This window comes from Vibrio sp. Vb2880 (genome assembly GCF_033337975.1).
GTDB classification, from domain to species: Bacteria; Pseudomonadota; Gammaproteobacteria; order Enterobacterales; family Vibrionaceae; genus Vibrio; species Vibrio alginolyticus.
Genome location: NZ_JAWORT010000017.1, coordinates 101515 through 112529, shown reverse-complemented (window position 1 = coordinate 112529; position 11015 = coordinate 101515). Strand labels below are relative to the sequence as shown.

Below are 11015 nucleotides of genomic sequence, written 5' to 3'. Positions count from 1 at the left end.
GCGACACTAGCTCAGTTGGTAGAGCGCAACCTTGCCAAGGTTGAGGTCACGAGTTCGAACCTCGTGTGTCGCTCCAGATTTAAGGCCTAACATGAAAATGTTAGGCCTTTTTCGTATTTTTTGAAAATCTCAAACTTCTTTTCTGTCACAGACTTCGTTAAGTAACGAACCCTTTGTCTAATTGACTCAAGTGATTGTTCATTCTGCCATTGCAAAGCATCTTAGCCATTCCTACTAGTCTATGTTTAAACCATCACTTGTGGAGAATAACCACTCTTGCTCCAGGCAAAGCTGTGACGAGAATGCTATCTTTTTAAATGTTCCGGATATTGAAAGGAATGTTTTACGATTAAGCAGCACAACCTTAAACCTCTGTTGGATGAGGTGATGATATCTCAAGAATATTTGTTTAAATAACAGCTGTTTGAGAGAAGCAGAAAAGCATAGCTCATGAATATGAACATGCGAGTTACGATGGGGTATGTTTTGTTGTGATTTACATCACTGTTACTAATATGAAAAATCGTTGCCAGAAGATTTTATTTTGTGATAAATTCGCGCGCAATCTCGGAGCGTAATTAACAACGTTTGATCTCTGGGGGATACGCGTAGTGACCATTCAAGCTGATTGTGACACTGCGTAGGGTAGGTATCGGCAAAGCCTTTTGTCGATAGACGGGATACTAATGCTGTAAACGCGGCATATTAATGGGAAACCCAACATTGAAACCTTTGAATAAACACACACTAATCAGCTTCATACTGCCGAAATGTCCTGTTTTACAAAACGGGTGCATTACAGAACCTTGATTAATCCCTTTTACATATAAAGTCGCGAGTATCGTGGCGGATGATCTGTATTTGTCATTTATGCACTGACAAATGCGGAGGGGTCTTCACACCTCCTGTAATTTCATTCTAATGATTATTAATACAGGATACAGAATTATTATAATTCAAGGGATTATGTAGTATGAGCACTGCCTTTGAAGTCGATAGCAATATCGCAAACATTTTTTCGTCTCAGGTTCCTATCGTTGAGGGAACGTATGACTTAACGCCAGATCAAGTATTGATTGATCAGGCTGAGCATGAATCTGAAGTACGTTCTTATCCACGTCGTTTGCCGATCGCAATTAAACAAGCCTTTGGGTGCTTGGTTGAAGATACGCGTGGACAGATCTTTCTAGACTGCCTTGCGGGGGCAGGCACTCTAGCTTTGGGGTATAACCATCCTGAAATAAACCAAGCTCTGAAAGAGCAATTAGATTCAGGACTGCCATATCAGACGCTAGATATTGCAACATCAGCAAAAACGACGTTTATTCAATCTGTTAAGTCTTTTCTTCCTCAAGAGTTAAGCGAGAACAGCGTTATCCAATTTTGTGGCCCGTCTGGAGCTGATGCGGTTGAAGCTGCTATCAAGCTCGCGAAACAGACTACCGGTCGCAACACTATGTTTGCCTTCCGTGGCGCATACCATGGTATGACTAATGGTACGATGGGGATGATGGGTAACTTAGGCACCAAAGCTCGTCGAACTGGTTTGATGTCGGATGTGCACTTTATGCCTTTCCCATACAACCTGCGTTGTCCTTTTGGGCTTGGCGGTGATGAAGGTGCAAAAGCAAGTATTCGCTATATCGATCGTCTTTTAAACGATGATGAGTCAGGCATTATGAAGCCTGCCGCGATTATCGTGGAGCCAGTGCAAGGTGAGGGTGGTGTTGTTCCTGCGCCAGCATTCTGGCTACGAGAGTTACGTCGTATTTGTGATGAACACGGTATCTTACTGATCTTCGATGAGATCCAGTGTGGTATTGGTAAAACTGGCTACAATTTCGCGTTCGAAGAGTCGGGCATTGTTCCAGATATTCTGTGTTTATCAAAAGCAATTGGTGGTGGCTTACCAATGTCGCTATTGGTTATCAACAAGCAACATGATACATGGAAGCCGGGCGAGCACACAGGTACATTTCGTGGTAACCAGCTAGCTATGGTCTCTGGTGCGAAAGCATTAGAAATTATCCAGCGTGATAACCTTGTTGAGCATGCCAATATTGCGGGTCAGTACCTGCGTTACGGCCTTGAGAGTATTCAAAAGCGTGTAAACTGTATCGCAGAGGTTCGTGGCAAAGGTTTGATGCTAGGCGTGGAGATTAAAAATCCAGACGGTGAGCTCAATAAATTTGGTGAACCTCAAGCGGATAGTGAACTCACACTTTCTATTCAACGCGCAGCACTCGAGCGTGGCTTGATCGTTGAAAAAGGTGGACGCGAAGGCGCAGTAATTCGTTTCCTTCCTCCTCTTATCATCTCGTTTGAGCAAATCGACTTTGCTTTACGTGTATTTGAAGACGCGATTTTAGCCGCTGGCGGTAGTCACATCGAAACTCAGCCACAAGATGAATGGAAGGAGCATTTCATCCACACTGGGGAGATGGGCAGCAATGAATTTGCTTCGGTGATGAATCACACTACTACGGCAATGAAGTCAGTGTTTGAACAAGTGACTGCACCGTATTCAGGTATGGATCCAAAAGCATTGGAAGCAGCGATTCACGACGTTGATCTTGATAATGGAAATGCGCCTCTTAAATCCGTTATCGACGATGCTGCTGAGCTGGTCGCGAAAAACGCAATTTTTACTCAACATCCAGATTGTATTGCTCACCTACATACTCCACCGTTGATGCCAGCGATCGCGGCAGAGGCAATGATTGCGGCTTTGAACCAGTCGATGGACTCATGGGATCAAGCTTCATCAGCGACTTATGTTGAACAGAAAGTTGTGAACTGGCTATGCGATAAATATGAGTTAGGTGCAAAAGCGGACGGTATCTTCACGAGCGGCGGCACGCAAAGTAACCAAATGGGTTTGATGCTTGCGCGAGATTGGATTGCTGACAAACTCAGTGCACACTCAATTCAAAAGCTTGGCCTTCCTGAATACGCAGACAAGCTACGTATTGTATGTTCGAAAAAATCCCACTTCACGGTTCAAAAATCAGCGTCTTGGATGGGATTGGGTGAAAAAGCGGTCATGACCGTCGATGCTAATGCCGATGGAACGATGGATGTCACTAAGTTAGACGAAGTTCTCAATCAGGCCAAAGCAGAAGGTTTAATCCCATTTGCCATTGTTGGCACAGCGGGTACAACGGATCACGGTGCTATTGATGACTTAGACTTTATCGCCGATATCGCAGCGAAACATGACATGTGGATGCACGTCGACGGTGCATACGGTGGAGCTCTGATTCTAAGTAGCCAAAAAGCGCGTCTGAAAGGTTGTGAGCGTGCACATTCCATCAGCGTAGACTTCCATAAGCTGTTTTACCAAACCATCAGTTGTGGTGCGCTATTGGTAAATGACAAGTCTAACTTTAAATTCCTGCTTCACCATGCAGACTATTTGAACCGCGAACACGACGAACTACCGAACTTGGTGGATAAGTCTATTGCGACAACTAAGCGTTTTGATGCGCTCAAAGTGTTTATGACGATGCAAAGCGTAGGGCCAAAAGCCCTAGGCGATATGTATGATCATTTGCTTGAACAGACGCTTGAAGTGGCGGACATGATTCGAGATAACAAACACTTTGAGTTGTTGGCTGAACCATCACTATCTACGGTTCTGTTCCGAGCGACACATGAATCAGCGGATCTTGATGAACTGAACAAAACGTTGCGCTTAGAAGCGTTAACACGCGGTATCGCGGTATTGGGTGAAACCATTGTCGACGATAAAACTGCATTGAAATTTACGATTTTGAACCCGTGTCTGACGACGGCGGACTTTGAATCTTTGCTCTCAAAAATCAATACGCTAGCGGCAGAGCTAGTTTAACAAAGGTAACGGAAAACTATGGCAATTCTACAGATTGGTGCAGGCGGCGTTGGCTGGGTAGTTGCACATAAAGCAGCACAAAACAACGACGTTCTGGGTGATATCACAATCGCATCACGTACCGTAGGTAAGTGTGAGAAAATCATCGAATCGATTCAGAAGAAAAACAATCTGAAAGATTCAACTAAGAAATTAGAAGCGCGAGCGGTAAACGCGGACGACGTAGATTCTTTAGTTGCTTTAATTAAAGAAGTACAACCTGACTTAGTGATCAACGCAGGTCCTCCTTGGGTGAACATGTCTATTATGGAAGCATGTTACCAAGCTAAAGTGTCATACCTTGATACATCTGTTGCGGTTGATTTGTGCTCTGAAGGCCAACAAGTACCTCAAGCTTACGATTGGCAGTGGGGTTACCGTGAGAAGTTTGAAGAAGCGGGCATTACAGGTATTCTTGGTGCTGGTTTCGATCCGGGCGTAGTATCGGTGTTTGCCGCATACGCAGTGAAGCATCTGTTCGATGAAATCGATACTATCGACGTAATGGATGTAAACGCAGGCGACCACGGTAAGAAGTTCGCAACTAACTTTGATCCAGAAACGAACATGCTTGAGATTCAAGGCGATTCGTTCTACTGGGAAAGCGGCGAGTGGAAACAAGTACCTTGTCACTCACGTATGCTTGAGTTTGAATTCCCGAATTGTGGTTCTCACAAAGTGTACTCAATGGCGCATGACGAAGTTCGATCTATGCAAGAGTTCATCCCGGCGAAACGCATCGAATTCTGGATGGGCTTTGGTGACCGTTACCTAAACTACTTCAATGTGATGCGCGACATCGGTCTACTCAGCCCAGATCCACTAACGCTTCATGACGGTACGGTTGTTCAACCTTTGCACGTGCTAAAAGCACTACTACCAGATCCAACATCTCTCGCACCAGGCTACACTGGCCTAACGTGTATCGGTACTTGGGTTCAAGGTAAGAAAGATGGCAAAGAGCGCAGTGTATTTATTTACAACAACGCTGATCACGAAGTCGCATACGAAGATGTTGAACACCAAGCTATCTCATACACCACTGGCGTACCTGCGATCACTGCTGCTTTGCAGTTCTTCCGTGGCAAATGGGCAGACAAAGGCGTGTTCAACATGGAGCAGCTAGATCCTGACCCATTCCTAGAAACCATGCCATCTATCGGTCTAGATTGGCATGTTCAAGAACTGGAGCCAGGACAACCTGTTATCCATAAATTGAAGTAAGAATTTAGCGACTCTTATTTGTACGTTTAAGCCGATGCACTTGCGTCGGCTTTGTTCGATTTTAAAGTGCCTTTGCTAAGGCGAAGGGACGTAAGGTATCAAAATGCAACAAAACGAACTAAAAACGCCATACTTCATGATCAATGAAGACAAGCTGATTGAGAATTTAGAGAAAGCAAAACAGCTAAAAGACATCTCTGGTGTGAAGCTTGTATTAGCACTGAAGTGCTTCTCAACATGGGGTGTATTCGACATCATCAAGCCTTACCTAGACGGAACAACAAGTTCTGGCCCGTTTGAAGTGAAGCTTGGCTACGAAACGTTTGGTGGTGAGACACACGCATACAGCGTGGGTTACAGCGAAGATGACGTTCGCGATGTGGCGGACATCTGTGACAAGATGATCTTTAACTCTCAGTCACAGCTAGCGGCTTATCGTCATATTGTCGAAGGCAAAGCATCGATTGGCTTGCGCCTAAACCCAGGTGTGAGCTATGCAGGGCAAGACTTAGCAAACCCAGCGCGTCAATTCTCTCGTCTTGGTGTTCAGGCTGATCACATCAAACCGGAAATTTTTGATGGTATTGATGGCGTAATGTTCCACATGAACTGTGAGAACAAAGACGTAGATGCGTTTATCGGCTTACTCGATGCTATTTCAGCTCAGTTTGGCGAGTACCTAGATAAGCTGGACTGGGTAAGCATGGGTGGCGGCGTGTTCTTCACATGGCCGGGGTACGATATCGAGAAGTTGGGGTTAGCACTTAAAGCGTTCTCAGAGAAACACGGCGTACAAATGTATTTAGAGCCGGGTGAAGCGATAATTACTAAGACAACTGATCTCGTTGTAACAGTGGTTGATATTGTAGAGAACGTAAAGAAGACGGCGATTGTCGATTCAGCCACAGAAGCTCACCGCTTAGATACGTTGATCTACAATGAGCCAGCGTCAATTCTTGAAGCATCTGAAAATGGTGAACATGAGTATGTGATCGGCTCGTGTTCTTGTTTGGCTGGTGACCAGTTCTGCGTAGCGAACTTCGAACAGCCTCTAGAGATAGGACAGCGTCTGCATATTCTAGATAGTGCCGGTTACACCATGGTGAAACTGAACTGGTTTAACGGTCTACGTATGCCGTCGGTTTACTGTGAACGCTCGAATGGTGACATTCAAAAACTGAATGAATTTGACTACTCTGATTTCAAACGTTCACTGTCTCAGTGGTCAGTGAAATAAAACGTATTGAGTATTAGAACGACAAAGAGCAGCTGAATTGCTGCTCTTTTTATTGGGGAAGCGTTAAAGGTATGCAGTTAGCTTTCTACAATTACACGAGTGTCTTCACTCAGAGATTCTAACTCATTGGCTATGTCTTCAATTTCTAGCTCGCTAGGTAGTTTTATCGCCATTTTAGCACTGAATAAGCTAGAGCTTACCCCTCCGCCTCCAGCAATGAATACACGCTGACAATCCATATCTAAAATTGAGATACCTTGATTATCGAGAACGTGAGTAATTTCATTCACAATACCCGCTCTATCGTTGGCATCTAAACGAAGTTGGAAGATAGTGTCTTCACGATATGAGTGAGGCTCAGAGTCGACGAACCTAACAACAAGAGTCTGACAAGAAGAGAACGCCTGTTTAACGATGTCGGCATTTTCTCTTGGAAGCTCTACTTTGATGACACCTGCAACTTGGTCTTCGATAAAGTTTACTTTGCTGATCAGCCATTTCCCGCCGTTTTCGTGTGTGATTGCAGCGAGCTCTTTAATCGTGGCGGGTGACGCTTGTCCGACAAAATTAACAATAAATACGGTGTTCATAATGTCCCCTCCTGGAATCAAGGTTTGGACGCAGTACGAATAAACGTGCTACTTAAGTTATTGGAATAAATCCTTTTATTTAGTGTAGGTGCTAAGGGCGGGTAATGTTTGATGAAAGTCAATTTTTAACACTAATTCGTGATGCAAATAATTAAAACAATGTTCAGAGCACAAAAAAACAGCCATCGTAAGGCTGCTTTTTACCGAGTATCAACTTAGGATTAGAAGGTTACTTTTAACTCGATACCATAAAATTGACTGTCGTAGTTTGCGCCTGCGTCCATGGCGAATTTTGCAACATCTTGGTTTCCAAACCAAGGTGATGAATTGAATTGTAGTTCTGCACTACCGCCCCATGCATCAGTTACCCAATAATGAATATGTCCAACAGGGTTTAAGAAGAAGAGCGAAACATCACCTGCGGTTTCAGAACCCATAACTTCGCCGCCGTTTGCAATAATGTCTTGCTCAGCCGTTAACATCATTTCACCAACAACAGCACCAAAGAATGGTGTGATAAAAATATCCTGCCAAGATGGTACTTCTGCGAACGCCTCCACGCCATACTCCCAAAAGAACGTCGACATAGTTGCGGAGTACAAAAACGACTGAAATTCATTATAGCCAGCGTGACGTGCTGCCGTGTAGTAAACGCCGCCAAAATATGGGTGCATGATGTAGTTGAGGACATGTTCATCGCGATCCCAAACGGGGCCGTCAGAGACATTATCTTTCCACTTTTGCCCCAACTTACTCATGTCTCGGTCTTCTTCGTCCCATTTGGTGATACTTTCTGGAAGAAAAGTCATCATGCCTACGGTCGCGATACTGAGACCTAGAATGGTGTAGGTTTGACCCATCAGATAATCCCAGTCTTTATCTTGAGGGATGATGAGATGTTTAGGCTGAAGCCCTGCGTCAAGGTTTAGCGAATCATCATTATTCTGTTCATACATAACACCGCGATTTTGAGCCTCGAAGGTGTACAGAGTCGTCGTTTCGCAGTAACCTGACAAGCAATCAGGTGTGTAAGAAAACTCTGTATGACGGTTTAGGTCATAGCGACTTGCGTGCGCAAGCGCTGACGAAGCCAAGCAAAGGCCTGTTAGAGTCGTCTTGAACATGGATGATTTTGACACAAAGGTCTCCGAGTTAATGGTGTATGTTCGGGCTCGTAATTATCCCTCAAAACATCAATCATTTAAACACTTGACCCTTATTTAGTCCCAACAAACCTCGGCGAGATTTGTCCAAATAAAAAGAAAAATAAGCGCTATAACGAAAATAGGATTGTGCTTACGTTCAGGAGTCAGTTGTGAAAATAGCAATGCTTAGTACTGGTGAGGAAGTCCTCCACGGTGATATTGTTGATACTAATGCGGCATGGTTGTCTAGCCTGTTTTATCAACATGGATTTGGCTTAACAAAGCGCTCTACGGTTGGTGATAGCCTATCGAGTTTGGTTGAAGAGTTTTTAATGCTCAGCTTTAACAACGATGTGGTTATTGTTAATGGTGGTTTAGGCCCTACAACGGATGACATGAGTGCTGCCGCCGCCGCGAGAGCCGCCGATTGTAAACTGGTGCTATTCAAAGAGTGGTTGCAGCATCTAGAAAGTTTGTATGCTCGACGTGGCATCCCTATGCCGGACAGTAATTTAAAGCAAGCAATGCTGCCAGAAACGGCAGAGATATTGGACAACCCGATAGGCACTGCTTGCGGTTTCAAAATGCTGATTAATGATGCCATTTTTTATTTCACACCGGGTGTACCAAGTGAATTTAAGCTCATGGCAGAGACGCAAATTCTTCCCGATCTGAGAAGAGTGTTTCCAGATGTTCAAGGCTCATGTTGTAGTCGAATCTACACGTTTGGTCTATCTGAATCCGGTATTTCAGATAAGCTAGATCAGCTAAAACTTCCTCAAGGCTATGAGCTAGGGTATCGCTCTTACTTGCCTTTTATTGAAGTGAAACTTTTTGGTCCTTCAGATCAGATTGAACAGCGTTTGAAACTCGTACAGATAATTAATAAACACCTTGAGAGTAATACCGTTAGTATTGACTTACCTATGGTTGAAAATGTCGGCCAGTTGTTGGTCGATAAAGGACTAACGGTGTCGACCTCCGAAAAAAGTAGCGGAGGATACTTAACGTACTGGCTAAACGGCGATGAAAACGCTGAAAAGCAACTAGGGCATGGTTGGATACTACCGAGCCTGACTCAAGCGATGGCCAACAGCGGAGATCCATTAGCAGAAACGTTTGCTCTGGCTGGTGCTACGCGAGAGAAGTGTGGGACGGATTTATCACTCGTTACTGGCCATATTGAAGAGGGTGTTTTTTCCGTCGCTTTATCGACACCGTCAGGCGAGTGGGGAGCGTTATATAAACTCTCGAAAAAGTATCAGCGCAGTGATCAAGTTAAAGTGATCAGCACGGCAGCTCTAGACTTGTTGCGTCGCTACCTAGAACGTAAACCGATGTTTGCGCATTATGCATTTTTAGAGAAAGTTAAAGAGATGCACCTCCCGAGCAGTGCTTTATAACCAAAGCTCTCTACAGTAGTCTGAGAGACAAAAAACAGAGACAAAAAAGCCAAGGTGATTACCTTGGCTTTTGCATTTTATACCGTCGAGTCAACGTTATGCGCGCTGCTTTTCTTTCATCGCGTAGTTAACGCCGCTAAGTGACAAATCTGATTTTGCTTTACAGATACAAGGTAATATTTCATCACTTTGTGTGTAAGCCATGGCAAAACCAACATACTCCACTTCACCAGACTCCAATTTGCAGCGACAGGCGCCGCAGTGCCCATCACGGCAGTTGTATTCTGGTAATAGGCCAGCTTGCTCCATTGTTTCCAAAATCGTATTGGAAGGGTTGGATTCAATGCTGATCAGTTTGTTGATTTTGAGTGTTGCCATTACAGCTCGAATCCTTCGAAGTCATCTGCGCGAACTTCATTGTCAATTTGACCCACAAGGTAAGAAGAGATTTCTGCTTCTTGAGGCGCAACTTGAACGTTATCTGAAGACAACCAAGCGTTAATCCATGGAATTGGGTTGGTTGTTGCTTCTGGATACGCTGCTGGTAGACCTACCGCTTGCATACGAATATTTGTGATGTATTCAACGTATTGGCTTAGGATGTCTTTGTTTAGACCGATCATAGAGCCATCTTTGAATAGATACTCTGCCCACTCTTTTTCTTGCTCAGCCGCTTCTTTGAATAGGTCAAAACAGTCCTGTTTTGCCTCTTCTGCGATTTGCATGAAAGTGAAGTCATCTTGACCGTTACGTAGCAGGTTGATCATGTGCTGCGTGCCGTTTAAGTGAAGTGCTTCGTCACGAGCGATCAGCTTGATGATTTTCGCGTTACCTTCCATTAGTTCGCGTTCTGCGAAAGCGAAAGAACATGCGAAACTGACGTAAAAACGAATAGCTTCTAATGCGTTAACAGACATCAGACAGATGTACAGCTTCTTCTTAAGATCGTACAGACTAACCTTAACCGTTTCACCGTTAAGGACATGCTCACCTTCACCGTAGCGATGGTAATCATTCGTCGCTTGAATCAAATCGTCGTAGTAGTGCGCGATGTCTTTTGCACGCTTCAGAATGTGCTCGTTCTCAACGATATCATCAAACACCACCGCAGGGTCGTTCACGATGTTACGAATAATGTGTGTGTAAGAACGAGAGTGAATCGTTTCAGAGAAAGACCAAGTCTCAATCCAAGTCTCTAGTTCTGGCAGAGACACAAGCGGCAGCAGTGCCACGTTAGGGCTGCGGCCTTGGATAGAGTCAAGAAGCGTTTGGTACTTCAAGTTAGAGATGAAGATGTGCTTCTCGTGATCTGGCAGTTTGTTGTAATCGATACGGTCGCTAGATACGTCTACTTCTTCTGGACGCCAGAAGAAAGAAAGTTGTTTCTCGATAAGTTTTTCGAAAATCTCAAACTTTTGTTGGTCGTAACGTGCAACGTTTACTGATTGACCTAGGAACATTGGTTCCTTCAATTGGTCATTCTTTTTTTGGTTAAAAGTACTGTAAGCCATAATGCCTCAATTCCTT

The 11015-nt window shown here is 44.3% G+C and carries 8 protein-coding genes and 1 tRNA gene; 5 read left to right on the top strand and 4 right to left on the bottom strand.

The genetic code is table 11. From position 1 onward, the window contains the following. The 4 genes from R7M92_RS17790 (at window position 1) to nspC (ending at window position 6350) form a co-directional block, all read left to right on the top strand. A tRNA-Gly gene (locus R7M92_RS17790) sits at window positions 1-76 on the top strand. An 897-nt stretch (window positions 77-973) separates the two neighbouring features. After that, window positions 974-3850 carry a pyridoxal phosphate-dependent class III aminotransferase gene (locus tag R7M92_RS17785; protein ID WP_186584860.1) on the top strand — a complete coding sequence of 959 codons (2877 nt, stop codon included), beginning with the start codon at window positions 974-976 and terminating at the stop codon, window positions 3848-3850. Window positions 3851-3868: 18 nt separating this feature from the next. Then, window positions 3869-5113: a carboxynorspermidine synthase gene (locus tag R7M92_RS17780; protein ID WP_132936799.1), complete on the top strand. Its 1245-nt coding sequence runs from the start codon at window positions 3869-3871 to the stop codon at window positions 5111-5113. Between the two features lie 103 nt (window positions 5114-5216). After that, window positions 5217-6350: a carboxynorspermidine decarboxylase gene (gene nspC, locus R7M92_RS17775; protein WP_005386789.1), complete on the top strand. Its 1134-nt coding sequence runs from the start codon at window positions 5217-5219 to the stop codon at window positions 6348-6350. A gap of 77 nt (window positions 6351-6427) precedes the next feature. Here the strand turns inward: nspC and R7M92_RS17770 are convergent, their stop codons facing one another. Beyond that, a complete protein-coding gene (locus R7M92_RS17770; protein ID WP_005376814.1) occupies window positions 6428-6940 on the bottom strand; it encodes a glycine cleavage system protein R in 513 nt (170 codons plus the stop codon). Between the two features lie 221 nt (window positions 6941-7161). After that, a complete protein-coding gene (locus R7M92_RS17765) occupies window positions 7162-8064 on the bottom strand; it encodes a DUF3943 domain-containing protein (RefSeq protein ID WP_213963915.1) in 903 nt (300 codons plus the stop codon). A gap of 191 nt (window positions 8065-8255) precedes the next feature. Between R7M92_RS17765 and R7M92_RS17760 the strand changes: the two genes are divergently transcribed. Then, window positions 8256-9488: a CinA family nicotinamide mononucleotide deamidase-related protein gene (locus R7M92_RS17760; protein ID WP_115386155.1), complete on the top strand. Its 1233-nt coding sequence runs from the start codon at window positions 8256-8258 to the stop codon at window positions 9486-9488. Between the two features lie 96 nt (window positions 9489-9584). Here the strand turns inward: R7M92_RS17760 and yfaE are convergent, their stop codons facing one another. Next, window positions 9585-9866 carry a class I ribonucleotide reductase maintenance protein YfaE gene (gene yfaE, locus R7M92_RS17755; protein WP_005376817.1) on the bottom strand — a complete coding sequence of 94 codons (282 nt, stop codon included), beginning with the start codon at window positions 9864-9866 and terminating at the stop codon, window positions 9585-9587. After that, a complete protein-coding gene (nrdB, locus tag R7M92_RS17750; protein WP_005376818.1) occupies window positions 9866-10999 on the bottom strand; it encodes a class Ia ribonucleoside-diphosphate reductase subunit beta in 1134 nt (377 codons plus the stop codon). The genes yfaE and nrdB overlap by 1 nt, the downstream gene beginning before the upstream one ends. Window positions 11000-11015: the final 16 nt, after the last annotated feature.

Bases quoted from the DNA above. Each gene is read 5' to 3' on its own strand.
- R7M92_RS17765 (WP_213963915.1), bottom strand. From the start codon at position 8,064: ATGTTCAAGACGACTCTAACAGGCCTTTGCTTGGCTTCGTCAGCGCTT.
- nrdB (WP_005376818.1), bottom strand. From the start codon at position 10,999: ATGGCTTACAGTACTTTTAACCAAAAAAAGAATGACCAATTGAAGGAA.
- R7M92_RS17780 (WP_132936799.1), top strand. From the start codon at position 3,869: ATGGCAATTCTACAGATTGGTGCAGGCGGCGTTGGCTGGGTAGTTGCA.
- R7M92_RS17785 (WP_186584860.1), top strand. From the start codon at position 974: ATGAGCACTGCCTTTGAAGTCGATAGCAATATCGCAAACATTTTTTCG.
- nspC (WP_005386789.1), top strand. From the start codon at position 5,217: ATGCAACAAAACGAACTAAAAACGCCATACTTCATGATCAATGAAGAC.
- R7M92_RS17770 (WP_005376814.1), bottom strand. From the start codon at position 6,940: ATGAACACCGTATTTATTGTTAATTTTGTCGGACAAGCGTCACCCGCC.
- yfaE (WP_005376817.1), bottom strand. From the start codon at position 9,866: ATGGCAACACTCAAAATCAACAAACTGATCAGCATTGAATCCAACCCT.